The organism is Wenjunlia vitaminophila DSM 41686 (assembly GCF_000380165.1).
GTDB classification, from domain to species: Bacteria; Actinomycetota; Actinomycetes; order Streptomycetales; family Streptomycetaceae; genus Wenjunlia; species Wenjunlia vitaminophila.
The window spans coordinates 14,932-31,822 of record NZ_KB904681.1; the positions used below are offsets into that span (position 1 = coordinate 14,932).

The window sequence follows — 16,891 nt, forward strand, 5'->3', positions numbered from 1 at the left end:
CCTGGACCAGATCGGCAGTGACCTGAAGAGGGACATGGGGGCATTGTTGTGGGAGGGCAAGGCGGGCGACGCCTTCCGGGCGTGGGGCCACAAAGTGGCCATCGCAGCCGAGTACCTCGCCGACTACAGCGACACCGCCGGGCGCTTCATGAAGGACGCTGGTGCGACCCTCGCCGACGTGAAGAGTGCCATGCCGGAAGTCCCCACGGAGTCCAAGCGCATCGCTGACGCGTACGCCCCGGGCATGTCCGAGGAAGAGAGCATGGCCAAGCTGGGGTACTGCCCGAGCCCGGAGGCGGTGACCAGGGCCAAGCAGGACACGACCGACGCCCATGCCGAGGCCGTCCGCCAGATGACCAAACTGGGCCAGGCGTACAACATGTCCAGGGAGATCATCAGCGACCTCGAGCCACCGGAGATCCCGCCACCACCGACCGAGCCAATGCCATCAGTCTATTCTGGAGGGGACGAGTATGCCTCTCATGGTCAGGTGGCCTCCAGTGCGCGCGAATATTCTTCTGAATTTACTCGTTACGCGGGTGATAGCGGTGGAATTGTAGATAATTCACCGCACTCGCCTCGCAGTGGGGTCGGGGATGCGAGTGCTACCGCTGCTAGAATTATGCAGCCCGGTGGCGACGGAATTAATGGTGGGCTCCCTTTGTCTCCCAACACCGGTCTTCCACAGGTTCCTGAGCCAGCCACCCGTACGGACTCCGTTTCGGTACCAGCCGCGTTGTCAGATCCAGTGACCCATCAATCAGTGGCGAGAACGCCGGCACCGACTGACGTGCCAGGTGGACCAGTTGTTCCGCCGAATAGCACGTTTGCGCCCAGTCCCCCGAACCCGTCGCGAGGGATTCGCGCTGGAAGTATAGAAACCAGATCTCGTCGTGGCCTGGATGTTCCATTCATGTCGAGAAGCTCTGGGCCGGCTACCACACCGCGTCTCGGGCCCCGTACTGGCGTCTACGGAGGTCTTCCTGTATCCGAGTCGGGACCGCGAAACCAGATTCCACGTGGAACCGTAGTTGGATCGGAACAAGGAATGTCGCAGACCGGGGGGCGTCCACCGCTGGTTGGTGGAATGGGGAATGTGGTTGGCGGGCAACCTTCTGACAACTCGGCAAGTGGTCGTCGGCTGGCCAACGAGCCAGGGGGGGTGGTTGGCTCACCCCGGGGCTCTCAAAATTCGACCGGAAAGGTATTCACGCCTGGTGGGTCTGGGTTGGTGAGGCGTCAGAGTCAGCCCCACTCTTCTCGGGGAGCTGGGCAAAGTGGGCGAAGGTCAACAAGTGATGCCGGTGAAGAGAGACAGGAAAGTCGACACGCTTTGGGTGGTAATTCGGCGGAAGGTGATGGCAGTTGGATTGCAGCTAGGCATAGGACTGCCCCGCCAGTGATTGAGTAAGCAGTGCTTTCGACGATCTTCTACACCGGTGGCCTCGCAAGTTCTGACTGCGAGGCCACCGGCACATTACTTGAAGGGTGACAAGCAGTTAATGGGGTACTGCAAGAACGGGTATTCAGGTAGTGGTTTTCTGCGTTTCCTGGGTGTGTGCGGTGCCTTGTTGGTCTGCGGTGGCATGTTAGCGCCACCAGCATACGCAGATTCTGTACGTGATCACCAGTGGCACCTTGATGCCATGAAGGCCGAAGAAATGTGGAAAACAAGCACTGGTGAAGGGGTCGTGATTGCTGTCATCGATAGCGGCGTCGACGCTGGGCGTTCGGAGCTGCGCGGTCAGGTCCTCGAAGGGAAGGATTTCACCTCTCTTCCAGGTGATGCCCGTGTAGACTCCCAAGGGCATGGAACCAAAATGGCAGAACTGATCGCGAGTACAGGAATTGGGGAAGGGCGTCAAGGTGGGTATGGCCTTGCCCCCGGCGCCAAGATTTTACCTCTTCGTGTGACATACGAAGGGCCAGACGCCTCGGCCGACTTCCGGTCCCAGGTTACTAAGGCAATTCGCCACGCGGCTGACAGTGATGCTCGGATTATCAATATGTCTCTGGGTTTTGCTGTCGGGAGTCGAGAGCTTTCCGAAGCTGTTCGATATGCGATGTCCAAGGACGTGTTACTTTTTGCTGCTGCGGGCAATGCGGGGGAGTATGATGCTCCCGTCGATCACCCTGCGGCCACTATTGGGGTCGTCGCTGTGGCGGCTCTTGGGCGTGACGTTCGGGCGACCGCATCGTCCCAACATGGACCCGAGGTTGATCTCTCTGCGCCTGGTGAGGAGATTGTGACCTCCTGTGGTCACCGTAGCGGCTACTGCATTGGGGAAGGCACAAGCGACGCCACTGCTCTTGCCTCGGCTTCCGCTGCCCTCATCTGGTCCAAGCACCCGGACTGGACGGCGAACCAGGTCCTTCGGGTCATGATCAATACTGCTGGTGGACCAACTGATGGTGTCGAGCGAAATTACTACATCGGTTACGGCGCCGTCCGTCCTCGGATCGCTCTGACCAATCCCGGTGACCCGGGGCCGCCGGATGTCAGCCCCCTGCCCGAGGTTGTAGCCGCGCAGAAGGCGGAGGAGAAGGCGCAGGACAAGCGTGAGGCGTCGGCGAAGCCGGACGCCGACGGGCGCGGGCCGGCGGTGAAGGAGAGTGCTTCGGCGGTCGCGGTGCAAGGCGAGGACGACGGTGGTCCGGTGATGTGGGCGGCTGCCGGGGCCGGAGTGCTCGTGGTCGGCGCTGGACTCGGCTTCGTGTTGACGCGGCGGCGGAGGAGTGCGCAGCAGTCGGCCGCGGGGTTCGGGCCACCGCCGAGCTCATGGCGCTGAACGTCAGCCATTGACCCTTGCCTGAGGCGGGGGCACGGTGAGCCCGGGAGGTTGCGATCTCCCGGGCTCTTGCGTTTCGGAGCGCCTCCCGTGTTCGTCGCGGCTCGGTCGCGCTGGGGAGCACCCGCGGTCACGCGGTGAGCGCCTGGTCGTCCTCGGTAGTGGGTTCCGCGCAGGCCGCGGCCAAGTGCTCCAGGGAGATCCCCAGCGCGGTGGCCAAGGCCGTGACGGTGAAGAAGGCCGGGGTGGGTGCACGTCCGGTCTCGATCTTCCGCAGGGTTTCGGCCGACACTCCGGCGGCCGCGGCCACCTCCACCATGCTGCGGTCGCCGCGGGCCTCTCGCAGCAGGGCGCCGAGGCGCTCACCGCGGCGCCTTTCCTCTGGGGTCAATGGGGTCCTCACCATACCCGTGATACTAATACCGGTATAAGAATTGGAGCCTAGCGGGCCGAGGAGTCGCGCCATGGTGGAAATCAAGACAGACGTCGCCTTGCAGGCCATGCGGGAGGCCGGACGGGTGGTGGCTCGCGCGCTGGCCGCCGTCCGCGACGCGGCAGCCGTCGGGGTGTCACTCCGGGAGCTGGACGAGGTCGCTAGGTCCGTCCTGGACGAGGCAGGAGCCGGGTCGCCCTTCCTGGGCTACCGTCCCTCGTTCGCGCCGACACCCTTCCCGGCCGTCATCTGCACTTCCGTCAACGACGCGGTGGCCCACGGCATCCCCACGGACTACCGTCTGCGTGACGGCGACCTCGTCAGCATCGACTGCGGCGCGGAACTGGACGGGTGGACGGGCGACGCGGCCATAAGCTTCACCGTCGGCACGCCGCGCCCCGCGGACCTGGCGCTCATCGACGCCACTCAGCGTGCCCTCGACGCAGGCATCGCAGCGGCCGTCGTGGGCCAGCGCACCGGTGACATCTCCCACGCCGTCGACACGGTCGCTCGCGCCGCCCGCTGCGGCATGCCGAGGGACTTCGGCGGGCATGGCATCGGTCGCCGCATGCACGAGGATCCCCACCTGCCCAACCGTGGCCGGCCGGGACGCGGTTTCCCACTGCGCCACGGCCTGGTCCTGGCCATTGAGCCCATGCTGATGGCGGGCGGGGACGACGCCTACACCACCGGCGCGGACGGCTGGACGCTGTTGACCACCGACGGCAGCCGGGCCGCGCACATCGAGCACACCGTCGCCGTCACCGACGAGGGCCCGTGCATCCTGACCGTGCCCTGAACTCCCGCCACCTCTCGATGTGGCTGCTCGGGAGCCGTGGGCACACCGCGGTGGTGGACAGCCCCGGAGACGGGGGCGGACAGCCACGGCCCCGGCGGGCGTGCTCGACGGCGAGCGCCTGCCGGGGCCTGGTCCGTGAGCCCGCCCGTGCGGGAAGCCGTTACTGCTGGGCCGGGGGCTGAAGGGGGTAGCCGTAGCCCGACTGTGAGTGCTGGTCGGGCTGCTGGTGCCCGGGCTGGGGGTAGCCGTAGGCGCCGGGGGGCGGTGCCGGTTGGTTCCACGGTTGAGCGGGCTGAGGTCCGTGGGGGTGCTGCTGGGGATACTGCGGCGGCGCCTGGTGGGGTAGGCCGGTGCGTGGGTCCACCGGGGCCTGTTGCTGTTGCGGATAAGGGGGAGCGACCTGTGGGGGCTGGGCTCCGCCCTCGCCGGTCCACAGCCCCTGCGCCTGCTGGGCGCGGGAGAAGTCCTCGGCGACCATGGCCGCGAGGTGGAAGTACGCTTCGCGGGTCTTCGGCCGCATCATGTTCAGGTCCAGCTCGGCTCCGGCCGACAGGTGCTCGTCGAACGGGACCACCACCACCCCGCGGCAACGGGTCTCGAAGTGCGCCACGATGTCCTCGACCTTGATGATCTTCCCGGTTTCCCGCACCCCGGAGATCACCGTGATGGAGCGCTGCACCAGGTCCGCGTACCCGTGCGCGGACAACCAGTCGAGGGTGGTGCTCGCGCTGCTCGCCCCGTCGACGCTCGGGGTGGAGATGATGATGAGCTGGTCAGCGAGGTCCAGAACACCACGCATGGCGCTGTAGAGCAGCCCGGTGCCCGAGTCGGTGAGGATGATGGGGTACTGCCGTCCGAGGACGTCGATGACGCGACGGTAGTCCTCGTCGTTGAACGTGGTGGACACCGCCGGGTCCACGTCGTTGGCCAGTATTTCCAAGCCGCTGGGCGCCTGGGAGGTGAAACGGCGGATGTCCATGTAGCTGTGCAGGTACGGGATGGCGGTGACGAGGTCGCGGATGGTGGCCCCGGTCTCCCGGCGCACCCGGCGGCCCAGGGTACCCGCGTCAGGGTTGGCGTCGATGGCGATGACCTTGTCCTGTCGCTCCGTTGCCAGTGTGGCGCCGAGCGCGGTGGTCGTCGTGGTCTTGCCAACGCCTCCCTTGAGGCTGATCACGGCGATGCGGTAGCAGCTCAGGACAGGGGTGCGGATGAGATCCAGCTTGCGTCGGCGCTCCGCCTCCGCGGCCTTTCCGCCGATCTTGAACCGGGGCGTCGGGCTCTTCCTCACCTGCGGCTGCTTGCGCAGCAGGCGATCAGAGGACAGCTCCACGGCGGCCGTATAGCCCAGGGGCGCGCCTGGGGTGGGAGCCGCCGCCTGCGGCTGGGCGCCGGTGGACGGCGGCCAGCCGCCCTGTCGTGGGTCGACCGGTGCCTGTCCCTGGCCGGGCGGTGGCGCGGGCTGGTGAGCCTGTGGCGGCGGTGCCGTTGACTGTGGTTGCTGCGCCTGCTGTGGCGGTTGAGCGGCGGAAGGATGGGAGATCGACGGCGCCTGCGGGTGGGGTTGCTGCCCCCACGGGTCCGCGGGCTGCTGGGGGTAGCCGTAACCACCCGGAGGCTGGGACTGCTGGGACGCCTGGTAGTTCGGGGGCAGCGGGGGCAGGGGCATCCCGCCCGGTTGCGGTGCGGGGGCCTGCTGCTCGGGGGTTTGCGGTTGTGGCTGCTGGGCCTGCGGCTGTGCGTACGGCGCCGTCGGCTGCGCGGGGGCGGCCGTCGGCGGCACCTGTCCCTGGGCGTCCGCGGGCAAGGGGGCCGGGGCGGGTGACGCTTGGGCCTGCGAAGGGGGCCAGCCCACGGGCTGCTGGGGGTAGCCGTAGCCGCTGTTCGGTTGGGCCTGGGGGGTGGCCCACGGCTGGCCGGCCATCGGCTGGTGGGTGTGTGGCGGAGCCACGGGGCCAGGCGACGGGTAAGGACCGTTGGGCGGCGCGCCCGGGTGCGGGGCCTGGCCGGCACCCGGCGAACCCGGCCAGGCGGGGCCCGGTCCGCCCGGAGCGGGCATGCCGGACTGAGGGTGGGCGTTGCCGCCACCAGGCTCCTCCGACGGTTCCGTCACCTGGGAGAACCGCATGGTGGCGTCGGGCGGCGGCGCCTTGCGGTCGGGCCTCGCGGCCTGGCCGTCGTCGCCGTCGGACGGCCGAGCGTCGGCGGGGGACGACCCCACCGCACCAGAGCCCGACCCACCAGAACCGGTGGTTCCCGAGTCCGGCACCCTGTCGCTGGGGTCCCCGGAGCCGGACTGGGTGGGGCCGGGAGGTTGCGGGGTGCCGCCCGCCGCGGGCCGCGGGGACGGAGCGGGGTCGCCGCCGACCGCCACGGACGGCGGCGACCCGTCGCCGGACGCACTGTCGCCGTCGTGGTTGTCGTTGTGACCGGGCGACACCTCGGGCGTCAGCACCGGGGAACCCGTGGGCGGAGGAGGCGCGAACCGCTGGGTCGCGGGGGTCACCGTCCGTCGGGGGGCGGGTACCCGCACAGCGGCGGCGGGTTCTTCGGGCGCGGACTCGTCCTCCGGCACCGTAACCGCGGACGGAGCCGCCGAGGGCGGGTCAGGTGCCGCGGCGGGCGGTGCCGGCCTGGCTCCGACCGAACCCTGCATGTACCAGGCGGGAGGCGTGTAGTCGGCGCCGGACCACTCCTCGTCCTCCTCGGGGGCGTTCTCGCCCTCGTAGACGTCGTCCCGATCGCTGCTCACTGCTGCGCCTCCTGTGTTGCTTCCTCGCTCACCGACCCCAGGCCGGTGCCCCCTGTGCGCACGTGTCGCGGCTCCAGAGAGGCGACGCCCACGCGGTTCCCTTCCGTTCACCTGGGTGGCCCGCCCGGCGTGATCCGCCGAACCCGGCCGGGAGCAGTCAAGGGCCTGCCTGTCTGTCCTTTGCCGCCGCAGGACACAGCCTAATCGTGCACGTCGTCACGACGGCATGCCCACTGTTTGCCGGCTCTCCTGAGAAACCGGTGTCATGCCTCGTCAGTGCCTCGCGCCCAGCACACCGCGCCCAGACAACGGGTGCGTAACGGTGGTGTCAGTCCACCCGCCGTGGCGCCCCCAAGAGCGCCGTCTCCGCCTCCGTCGGCTGGGTCATGACGAGTTGCCGGTCGCGTCTGGTGCACCACAGGGTGACATTGTCACCGAGCGTTGACAGCGTCCGCACCTCTGCTTGCGGCAGCCGCAGCAGATCGCCGACCACGGCGGCCTCCTGCGGGGACACCCGCTGCACACCGACCAACGCGGCGGAGGCGATCAGTCGGGGCGCCGTCGGACCCAGGTAGGGCAGGACCGTCAGCACCGACTGCCAGGGCCCGGCGGCCAGCCGACTCCGCGGTGGGCGGGCCCCACAGTCCCGCACGACCAGCACCGGATTGGACACCGAGGGGCCCTGCGGGGCCACCTGACCCACCGCGTGCACCGACACGCACTGCATGCCGCCGCCGGCCGCCTGCGCCATGGGCTGCCACACCGGGCCGCGTCCGGTCTCCACCGCCACCCGCGCGCCCGTCGCCACGGCCCGCAACGCGAACACCTGCGCCGTCCACAACCCGCCGACCAGCAGCACGTCGAACTGCTCGGGGCGGAAGAGGCCCAGCACCGCCGGCTGCTCGTGGCGGTCGATGCCGATGACCACGCCGTCGTCGCTCACCGGGAGGGCGATCCCTGACGTCTGGTCAGCCGGCACCACGTGCCGGTTCCGCCGCGGCCCGAGGAGTCCGAAACCCCGTCTCGCCCGACGCGGACGGTCGCCCGGGCCCCCGGGAGAAGGGGCAGGACGGCGTACCGCGGGGGGGACGGTGGGGACAGCCATCAGCGGGTTCCTCCCAACGGCAGGGTGGCCAACAGGCCCGGGAGCTGCTCGCGGTCCAGCCGCACCAGGCCGACCCGCACCCCGTTGGCGTGCCGCTCCAACTGCCGTCGCGCGGTGACCAGTTCGGTGTCGCTTCGGGCGGTGAGCCGGACGTAGCCGGTGAGCGCGGGTGAGTGCCCCGTGCCCCTGGTCGCGATCAGGCTGAATGTGCTGGCCAGGGTGGGGACGGAGGTCAAGAGGTTCACCAGGTCGGGACTGCGGCCGGCGGGGAGCTGCGGCCAGCGGCCTATCCAGTAGGTGGTGTGCCAGCGGTCATCACAGCGCCAGGTCCGTGACGTCTCCACGGTGCGGCGGGACGTCTGCTGGTCCCCGCGGTGGGTGCTGGCCCGGGGATTGGCGCAGGCCGAGGTGGAGAGGGCCGAGACCAGCTCCGGCTCGTCCAGCACCGTGGCCGTGAACCCGGCCGCGACGAGCCGGCTCGCCAGTTGGTCGGCTGCCCTGAGGACTGCCCGCTGGACCCCGCCCAGGCCCCCGCCCCGTGCCTTCACCGCCTCCGGACACAGCTCAGGGTCCAGCTTCAGGGCGACCCAGGTCAGCCGCAGCCCGGGGGTGCCGGTCTGTGCCTGCAGCGGCGTGTAGGAACGGGCGGCGACCGACTGCTCCGGCAGGTGCGTGGCCGGCGCTGGCTGGGTGTGCTGCACCACCTGGACCGACGCCAGCACGATGTCGTCCACCTCCAGGGCGTCGTGCAGCACCTCCAGGGGGAGCGGGCGCTGACCCCGCAGCGGCCGGAGCGGGGCGTCCCTGCCCTGCACGAGCAGCACCACGGTGAGGAACGTGCCGTCGCCGACCATGCCCACCGAACGGTGGTCACGGTCGATGTAGGTGTAGGTGCGCAGCGCCGGGTCGCACTCGACGGCCGGCGCCAGACCGGGGTCGACCCCCACCGGCGGCGGCTCCGCGGCGGCGGCCCGGCGGCGGGACCGCAGCGCCAGGACCGTGCCCAACCACTCAGGCAGCGGCCGGCGGTGCCTGCTCACCACGGCCAGGACCACCAGCACCGCGGCGACCGCGGCGAGTGGCACCAGCACCACGGAGCCCCCCGCCATGCCCACCAGCACCAGCGCGGCAGCCACCTCGACCAGCACCACCTGCTGGAGCCGCAACGGACCCAGGGTGCCCGGCCGGGGATGCGGTCGGGGCACCGCGGACGGGCGTGGACGCCGCGCGGGGGGATGCCCGCCCGACCGCGGCGCGGTCGCCCGCCGTGCCCTGGTAGCGCTGCCCATGCCGGTCCGCCCCCTCGGCTGCGATGAACTTGCTGTAACGTCTCCGAACCGTACCGTCACCGCGCCCCGCCGCGACAGCCGACACCGACCGCCTGTGGACAACCACCAAGTCGTGCGTGATCCCACGACAACGCCCTGTGGACAACTCGGTTGCCCGGTAAGCTCGTTGATCTTCGTCAGGCCCACCGGCCCGTCCGGTACCCGGGTCCGCGGCCCCTGACGGCCGCCCGACGGCGGGCGGCATGGTGAGTGCCCACGCCCCGAGCCCGACCGACCACGGGAGACGGCATCCATGGCTTCGCGCAAGGACAAGCTCAACGCCTACACGTTCGCCAGGCGGCGCACCGTTGCGGCGTTCCTCCAACCGACCCCCTCGGGCTCGGAAGAGGGAGCCCCCCGCCCGCTGCGGGCGGTGTTGCCGAGTGTCGTGGTGGGAGCCCTGGTGCTGGCCGGGTTCGGAGCCTGGGGCATCATCCGCCCCGCCGCCCCCAAGGGCTGGGACACGCCCGGCGAGTACATCATCGTGGGCAGCGAGTCCACCACCCGCTACGTCGTCCTCGAGGACCGGGACGAGAACGGCAAGAAACTGCCCAAGCAACTGCACCCGGTGCTCAACTTCGCCTCCGCCAAACTCCTCCTCGACCAGGGCAAGGGCAAAGTCATCAAGGTCAAGGAGTCCGAGATCGACAAACTGCCGCACGGAGCGACCATCGGCATCCCCTACGCTCCGGACCGCTTGCCCAAGGCGGACGACGCCGGCAGCACCAAGAAGTGGGCGGCCTGCGTGCGCCCGGTCGCGGGGAGGGACCGGGCGACCGACACCGCGGTGTTCGTCCTCGGCGGCAAGGACTCCTCCAAGGTCGAGGGTGAGCGGCGGCTCAGCGGAGCCCAGGCGCTCTACGTGACGGGTCCGGACGGCGCCACCTACCTGGTGGACCCCGACGGCACCAGGTTCCTGCTCGGGGGCGAGCACTGGAGGTCCCAACCCGGGGAGACCATGGACCTGCTGCGCCGCGCCCTGTTCGGCGAGGAGGCCCGTCCGCAGCAGGTGACCGAGGCGTGGCTGGACTCGCTCAACGACGGCGGCGCCATCTTCTTCCCGCAGGTCCCGGGCCTGGGCGAGACGTCGACAGCGCAGGGGCTGGACGAGGACCACAACACGGTCGGCATGGTGTTGAAGGCGTCGCCCGGGGGACGGGTGCAGTACTACGCGGTGCTGCGCGACCGGGTGGAGCTCGTCTCCGACTTCACCGCCAACCTGCTGCTGAAGGACGAGCGCACGCTGGACGCCTACGACGGCGCCGCACCCCGGGCGCGCGAGGTGGCGCTGGCGTCGATCCATCCGGACCGCACCCCGTTCCCCGGCGGCATGGACTGGCCGGAGGAGATCCCGGACCCGGTCAACACCGAGGAGTCAAGGGACGGCAGGCGCACCGTCGCATGCAGCGTGTACCGGGGCTCGGTGAACAGCAAGGGGCGCCCCGGCCTCAGTGTGTGGGCGGGCACCGACTACCCCACCACGATCGTGGAGGGCGCCACCAGCGCCTACGTCACGCCCGGCACCGGGCTCCTGTACCGCGAGGTCACCGGCGACCCGAAGAGTGGTCCCCTCTACCTGGTCACCGACACCGGCCTGCGCTACTCGGTGTCGAACAACGACGACAGCGAGGCGGAACGACCAGTCACCGGCGACCGCGACGAGCAGCAGGCGGGCGAACGTGCGGCGCAGATCCGACTGGGCTACGACAAGGTTGACCCCTTGCCGCGGGTTCCGTTGAACTGGTCGGAGTTCCTGTCCAAAGGACCGGCCCTGAACACCCGCAGCGCCGCCCAGCCGCAGGGGTCCTGACGGTGCGGCCTGGTTCAACCCCCGGACCGCCGGGGACCGAGCCCGCCTGGCCGGGAACGTCATGGCCAGGTAACCGTTGGGACGCTCGGCTTTGGGCGGTCAGACACGGGTGGCTAGGGTGCCACCGGGGGCAGCCGGCGCGGGTGCCGTCGGCCGGCCGGTTGGCCTGCCGGGTACCGGGGAGGGAAACGAGTCCACTTGGGAACCCACGTCGTAAGCGGTCGGGTCGGCCATGTGCTCGCGAGCACGGGCGCGGCAGCCGCCCTGGTGCTGGCAGCGGGTTCGGCCGCCCCTGATGCCGCCGCCGGTGCGGGATCACCCAACGGTGCGGGCACCCGGACGACCGGCAACGAGCAGTGCACGTTTCCGGCCAAACCCATAAGGGGGACTCCGTGGGCACTGCAGCGGGTGCTGCTCGACCAGCTCTGGCAGGACACCAGGGGCCGCGGTGTCACCGTGGCGGTCATCGACACCGGTGTGGACGACAGCAACGACCAACTGCGCGACGCCGTTGACCCCGACCACGGACTGGACCTCATCGAGAAGAAGGGCGACGGCACCAACGACCTGGTCGGCCACGGCACCAAGGTCGCCGGCATCATCGCCGCCAGGGAGGCCGAGGGCACCGGCTTCGTGGGGCTCGCCCCGGAGGCCACGATCATGCCGATCAGGCAGAACGACGGTCAGCGCAACGGCACCGCGTCCAACATGGCGACAGCCATCCGACACGCCGTGGACGAGGGCGCCGGCGTCATCAACATCTCCCAGGACACCACCAAACCGCTGCGCAACGACTCCGTGCTGGCACAGGCCGTGCAGTACGCGGTCCAGAAGGACGTCGTGGTGGTGGCCTCCGCGGGGAACGACGGGGCCGACGGGAAGGCGCGGAACACGTACCCGGCCGCGCTGCCCGGTGTCCTTGCGGTGGGTGCCTCGGACCGCAACAACGAGCGGGCCACCTTCTCCCAGGCCGGTGAGTTCGTCGGCGTGACCGCGCCCGGCGTGGACATGGTCTCCACCGTGCCGCTCGGCGGTCACTGCGTGGACAACGGCACCAGCTTCTCCGCCCCCTATGTGGCCGGGGTCGCCGCCCTGCTCAGGGCCAAGCACCCCGACTGGAAGAACAACGAGGTCATCGCGCAGATCCAGCAGACCGCCCAGCGCACCGCGCTGGGGCACGACCGGTTCGTGGGCTGGGGTGTGGTGGATCCGGTCAAGGCCCTCACCGAAGACGACCGGCCCCTCCCGGAGCCGGTGCCCGACACCGGCCTGGTCAAGAGCTCGCACGAGGTGGTCCCGCGACCGCTGACCCTCGGGGAGACCCCCCAGGAACGCAAGGAACGGATCGCCGTCTACACCGTTGCCGCGGGCGGAGCCGGAGTTGCCCTCCTGGTGGGGGGCAGCGTGGCGCTGCGGGACTGGCGCAGAAGAAAACAGTGAGCTGTTTTCGGCCAATTATCGCGGTCAACGGTGAGTTGGGTATGGGGTCCCCGATGACTAGAGTAAGCAGAACGAGGCGCACCGGAAACGGCGTGCCGCGGACTCCAGGGGGTGGACCATGGCAGGAACCCAGAAGGTCACATACGACGAACTGCGGACGCTGGAAAACGAGATCGACAGTGTCAGCGTCTCGATGACCAACCAGCTTCAGAAACTCGCTAATGTCATCACCCAGCTCGAAGCGGATTGGCGCGGCATCGCGGCCAACACCTTTCGTAGCCAGCAAATGCAGCTCAACGACGACCACGACGCGCTCCGCCGGATTCTGGACGGTATCAAGCAGGCCGTTCACGACACCAACCTGAGCAGCCAGGCGAACGAGTCCGACGTGTTGCAGAGCCTGCGTTCCATCGACATCAACGGCAGCGCCTCCGGCAGCGGAATCGCCGGACTGTGAGGGCGCCGGTGGGGGCGTGCGTTCGACGCGCTGCTCACCGGCACCGTTCGAACTTCTTCACCGAGGGGGAGTCATGTCCGAACTCAAAGTCACCTACGCGTCCCTGGACACGGCGGCTGCCGACATCCGTGCCGCCGCGAGTGACCTGCGCCGACAGCTCGACGACCTGCTGAGCAAGGTGAGGAGGGTCGCCAACACCTGGGAGGGCGACACCTTCCAGGCTTTCCAGGCCACGCAGAACGAGTGGAACCGGCGGGCCGAGCACATGCAGCAGGTACTCAACGACGTCGCCACCCGGGTCCAGAACGCCAGTGGCAGTTACGCGGCGACCGACCGAAAGACCTCGACGTACTTCGACGGCGGGTACTGATTGGTCCACCCGCGGGAGCGGGTGCTTCCCTCACGGGGGGCACCCGCTCCTTGCTGACCGCCCCAGCCGTTCATCCGGGTAGTGCCGTCTCAACGGACGTCTTTGAGTACTTCCTCGACGGAAATGGGGCGGAGGTCGGGACTGGCCGGGAGGTTGGCGTCGGAGCACTTCAGTGCGGCGGCCAGCCGGCGGGACACGGAGTGGAGGATGAGCATCTGGTCCTTGGCCTGCGCCTCGGGGTCGGCGTGGCGGTATGCGACGGTGAGATGGGCTTCGATCCATTTCGCGCCTGTTTCCGGCTGTTTCGGACCCTCGCACGCGAACTCGAGACGGGCGCCGTAGCGGCGTGACGACTCTGCGCGAACCCCGATCCGATAATATGTGAGTTCGGGTTTCAAGCCTCGTTCCGGCGACATTTTGCGAGGATCGACATCGGACCAGCGGAACTCGATGACAAGCGCCGGATAGATGCTGTCGGTATCCTCGAGTAGGCAAAGCGTGGCGTACTCGGCGTACTGGCGGGGATTGTTCCGTTTCCACAGCCTGGACAACTCACGAACGACTCCGTTCAATGTGCGTGGTGTGGACTCATGGAACCCTTCATCCTCCGCGAGTCGTTCCAGGGCTGCCGACGCGGGGGGGCTGAGTGTGCCATCACACACCTCTCGCGCGGACAGTCTGTCCTCGGTGTCGCCATCTGAGCACGCGCTCGCGACCAGAACGGCGAGCATGGTGAGAAGTGTCACCAAGATGCGGATGCCCTTAACACTTTCATGCTCACGCCGCTTCATCACTCGTCCTCATGAGGATTGTTGATCGGTGCGTCATTCCATGCTGCACGGCCGTCGAGCATCTCTCCGAGGAACTTGCTGTGAAGCTCTTTCCTCTGTTTATCGGTCCACTCCGTGTCACCCCAGTAACTGATGCTCGCCGCAGTAGTCGCGCCATGCCCCTCTAGCAAGATCTTCCTCTGGAGTGTCTCGACGGTGTCGCCGCTGTCAGCCTCGTGCTTACTTGCCCCGTCGTCGATCTGTTGGCCGATAAACGTGGTGAAGACGGAACCGACGGTGTCCGCTGCCACCGGGACGGCGACCGCGCCGGCGGCACCGCCGGAGTACACGGTCACGCCCGTGCCGACCGCCGCGCCCACCACCCACTTGCCCCACTCGCCGAGCCGGCCCAGTTCCTTCTTCTGCTGCTCGTCGTCGCCGGCGTAGTCCTGGGTGATCTGCTCCATGCGTGCGTGGTCGAGGATTGCGTGCGTCTGCGCGCCCACGCGGACCGCTGTCAACGAGTCCGTGAGGTCCATGTCCGACACCGGCCCCGGTGTGCCGGGTGGTGGGGCCTTGGCGTCCAGGACGCTCACCGTGTAGATCTGCTGGGCCGCGGACAGCGCCTCGTGCCCGGCCTTGCTCTGCCCCACAGTGGAGAGGAACTGCGCCGAGTCCTCATAGCTGAAGAGCGGCACCCCGTTTCCGAACTTCTTGGCGAAGGGAGAAGGAGGAACATCGATCTCGTCGTTTCCCTCGGCGATCCGCGTGGCGCCCCCGTAGTCGTCGAGCCCCCGGTTGAGCTCGTCGATCCACGCTCCGCCGATGCGGCCGAGGTTGTCCCCGATGCCCGGCAGCCGGTGCATCAGGTCGTTGTCCCCGCCGAACGCGCTGACGACCCGCTTCATGATGTCCGCGTTCTCCCGCGTGCGGTTGTCGACGTGGTCGTCCAGCAGTGCGTCGGGGTGGCCGGGGTCGCTCTGGTGGCCCGTTGTCGCGGCCTCCAGGGCGCTGCCGAGATAGTTGTGCCCCTGGACCTTGTCGGGGTTGCCACCCTCAGCGGGGTCCGGCTGCCAGTTGCGTTCCTCCACCAGGTAGTCGAAATGGTCGAGCGCGTCGTCGTCCTTCGGTTTCCTGAAGAACTCGGCGGCTGCGTCGGGGTTGTGCCCCAGGGCAGCCAGGAACCCGTTCACCGGGTCCCGGCCCCGGTCGTTCTTGTCGGTGAAGTTCAGGTACGAGGTGTTGGCGCCGCTCGTCCAGACCGAGTGGGAGCCGCTCGTGCGACGCTGGTCGTGCTCCAGCAGGGCGTGACCGTAGGTGTTGAGGAATCCGTTGTCGTACTTCCCGTACCGCATGAGGTTGCTCATGACCTGGAAGTAGCTGGGCTTACCCGCGAAGTCGGCCTCGAGGGTCCTGGGGCCGAGTCTGACGATCTCCTTCTCCCAGGTGTCCATCGCCGGGCTGTCGTACCGTGTGGCGGCTGCCAGGGCGGTGCCGAGGTTCCTCTGGAAGGTGCCGAGCAGCGCCATCCGGCTGTCGTCGGGACGGGTACCGGGCCGCTGCGGATCAGCGAGTTCCGCCCAGAACTCCAGGGTTCCCTTCGATCCCAGCGCAGTGGCGACGTGCTGCCCGAACACCGGGTCGTTGCGGTGGGTCGCCGTGAGCTCGTTGAGCTCGGTGAGTTGCTCGTCGGACACGCGGTGGCCCTCGCCGGTCAGCTCGACGAACCTCCTGGCGTCCCTGAGCACGGCGGCGCGGCCCTTGCGGGCGCCGGCGATGCTGTTGTAGGCGTTCGGGTTGAATCCCGGGTCCGCATCGCCGTTGGGGTCCTGCGACAGCGCCCAGTACAGCGCGTCGTCGGCGTCGGTCGCGGTGCGCAGCGCCCGTCGGATCCGGTCGTTCCACCCCGCGATGGCCTCGGCGTAACCCCGTGAGTACTCGTCGTACTGCGGGTCACTGCTCGGGATGGCCAGCGAGACGACGCCTGTGGCGTCGATCTTCAGCACGTCGCTGCCGGCGCTGCGCCGATGGTCGGCGTTCCAGCCCTCGACCTCGTCCAGGGTGTCCAGGAGCGTTTTCTGGGCGCCGCGGAACACGTGGTAGGCGTTGCTGAGCAGTCGGTGGACGTCGGCCGCCTCGTCGGCCGCGGCGGTGATCTCCTGCTTCACCAGTCGGAGCCGCGGCCACGCCGCGGTGGCCGTCCAGCCTTCGAACTCCACGTCCTGGAGCCGTTTGAGGACGGTGGACTGGTAGCTGTCCGCTATGCCGTGGAACTTTCCGGGCAGTGTCTTCCAGTCGTCGAGCGCTGCCTTGAGCGGACCTAACTTCGCGTTCTTGACGGTGTCGAACCCGAGCATGCCGGTGAGCCTCCCCTGTGCTTCAGTTCCCCTGGGTTCGTTGACCGAACTGGCTGCTCTGCTCGGTGTCGTGGGCCTCGTGGTCGAGAGCGGTGTTCTTCAACGGACTGGCGATGTTGTGTTTCAGCATCCGGCTGACGTGGGCGACCTGCACCTTCCAACGCTCCTGGAACTCGGCGAACGCGTCTGCCGAACGCCAGCCGCCGAGCCCGGAGGCGATCCGGCGGGTCGCCTTCTCCGCGGCGTCGTCGGCTTCCTCGAAGTCGGACTTGACCTTCTCAGCCGCCCTGCCGACGGCGCGGAGTTCAGCCGGGCTCAGGTGCAGCTTGGGCCCCGTGGGGCGTTTCCCGTCGATGCTGTTCAACCGCATCCGCGTGTCCTGCTCCCGGGCGGCTCGGGTGAGGTTGCCGTCCTCGTCATACCGGAACGGGTTGAGCAGTCGGTCCCAGTCCTTCTCCGGGGTCATGGTCGGGTTGTCCCT

At 68.7% G+C, this 16,891-nt stretch carries 13 protein-coding genes; 6 read left to right on the top strand and 7 right to left on the bottom strand.

What is annotated here, in order from left to right; genetic code table 11:
* The first annotated feature begins 1,481 nt into the window (after positions 1–1,481).
* The gene (gene mycP, locus A3IG_RS32705; protein ID WP_236719047.1) at positions 1,482–2,789 is read left to right on the top strand and encodes a type VII secretion-associated serine protease mycosin; all 1,308 of its coding nucleotides are present in this window, start codon (positions 1,482–1,484) and stop codon (positions 2,787–2,789) included.
* 130 nt (positions 2,790–2,919) lie between these two features.
* Here mycP (A3IG_RS32705) and A3IG_RS0117895 read toward each other — a convergent pair whose 3' ends face one another.
* Positions 2,920–3,195, bottom strand: a complete 276-nt coding sequence (locus A3IG_RS0117895) for a helix-turn-helix domain-containing protein (protein ID WP_026220380.1) — start codon at positions 3,193–3,195, stop codon at positions 2,920–2,922.
* A 58-nt stretch (positions 3,196–3,253) separates the two neighbouring features.
* On the opposite strand from A3IG_RS0117895, the gene map reads away from it, so the two are divergent.
* Complete coding sequence (gene map, locus A3IG_RS0117900; protein WP_018384962.1) at positions 3,254–4,021, top strand: type I methionyl aminopeptidase; 768 nt, start codon at positions 3,254–3,256, stop codon at positions 4,019–4,021.
* A 160-nt stretch (positions 4,022–4,181) separates the two neighbouring features.
* Here map and A3IG_RS0117905 read toward each other — a convergent pair whose 3' ends face one another.
* The 3 genes from A3IG_RS0117905 to eccE form a co-directional block, all read right to left on the bottom strand.
* Positions 4,182–6,773 (bottom strand): MinD/ParA family ATP-binding protein, encoded by a 2,592-nt coding sequence (locus A3IG_RS0117905; protein ID WP_018384963.1) that lies wholly within the window; start codon positions 6,771–6,773, stop codon positions 4,182–4,184.
* Positions 6,774–7,101: 328 nt separating this feature from the next.
* Positions 7,102–7,878, bottom strand: a complete 777-nt coding sequence (locus A3IG_RS0117910) for a hypothetical protein (protein ID WP_104530791.1) — start codon at positions 7,876–7,878, stop codon at positions 7,102–7,104.
* Positions 7,878–9,167: a type VII secretion protein EccE gene (gene eccE, locus A3IG_RS0117915; protein WP_078500628.1), complete on the bottom strand. Its 1,290-nt coding sequence runs from the start codon at positions 9,165–9,167 to the stop codon at positions 7,878–7,880. The genes A3IG_RS0117910 and eccE overlap by 1 nt, the downstream gene beginning before the upstream one ends.
* 292 nt (positions 9,168–9,459) lie before the next feature.
* Here eccE and eccB point away from each other — a divergent pair, with 292 nt between their 5' ends.
* From eccB to A3IG_RS0117935, 4 genes are all read left to right on the top strand, one after another.
* Positions 9,460–11,016 carry a type VII secretion protein EccB gene (eccB, locus tag A3IG_RS0117920; protein ID WP_018384966.1) on the top strand — a complete coding sequence of 519 codons (1,557 nt, stop codon included), beginning with the start codon at positions 9,460–9,462 and terminating at the stop codon, positions 11,014–11,016.
* A gap of 234 nt (positions 11,017–11,250) precedes the next feature.
* Positions 11,251–12,456: a type VII secretion-associated serine protease mycosin gene (gene mycP / locus A3IG_RS0117925; protein WP_026220381.1), complete on the top strand. Its 1,206-nt coding sequence runs from the start codon at positions 11,251–11,253 to the stop codon at positions 12,454–12,456.
* Between the two features lie 118 nt (positions 12,457–12,574).
* Positions 12,575–12,913 carry a WXG100 family type VII secretion target gene (locus A3IG_RS0117930; protein ID WP_018384968.1) on the top strand — a complete coding sequence of 113 codons (339 nt, stop codon included), beginning with the start codon at positions 12,575–12,577 and terminating at the stop codon, positions 12,911–12,913.
* 73 nt (positions 12,914–12,986) lie between these two features.
* Positions 12,987–13,283, top strand: a complete 297-nt coding sequence (locus tag A3IG_RS0117935; protein ID WP_018384969.1) for a WXG100 family type VII secretion target — start codon at positions 12,987–12,989, stop codon at positions 13,281–13,283.
* A gap of 89 nt (positions 13,284–13,372) precedes the next feature.
* Here the strand turns inward: A3IG_RS0117935 and A3IG_RS0117940 are convergent, their stop codons facing one another.
* The 3 genes from A3IG_RS0117940 to A3IG_RS30245 are packed head-to-tail and all read right to left on the bottom strand — an operon-like array spanning position 13,373 to position 16,876.
* On the bottom strand, positions 13,373–14,074 hold the full coding sequence (locus A3IG_RS0117940; RefSeq protein WP_018384970.1) for a hypothetical protein: 702 nt from the start codon (positions 14,072–14,074) through the stop codon (positions 13,373–13,375).
* Complete coding sequence (locus tag A3IG_RS0117945) at positions 14,074–16,410, bottom strand: DUF6571 family protein (protein WP_018384971.1); 2,337 nt, start codon at positions 16,408–16,410, stop codon at positions 14,074–14,076. The genes A3IG_RS0117940 and A3IG_RS0117945 overlap by 1 nt, the downstream gene beginning before the upstream one ends.
* A gap of 22 nt (positions 16,411–16,432) precedes the next feature.
* Positions 16,433–16,876, bottom strand: a complete 444-nt coding sequence (locus A3IG_RS30245; protein ID WP_018384972.1) for a WXG100 family type VII secretion target — start codon at positions 16,874–16,876, stop codon at positions 16,433–16,435.
* Positions 16,877–16,891 lie beyond the last annotated feature (15 nt).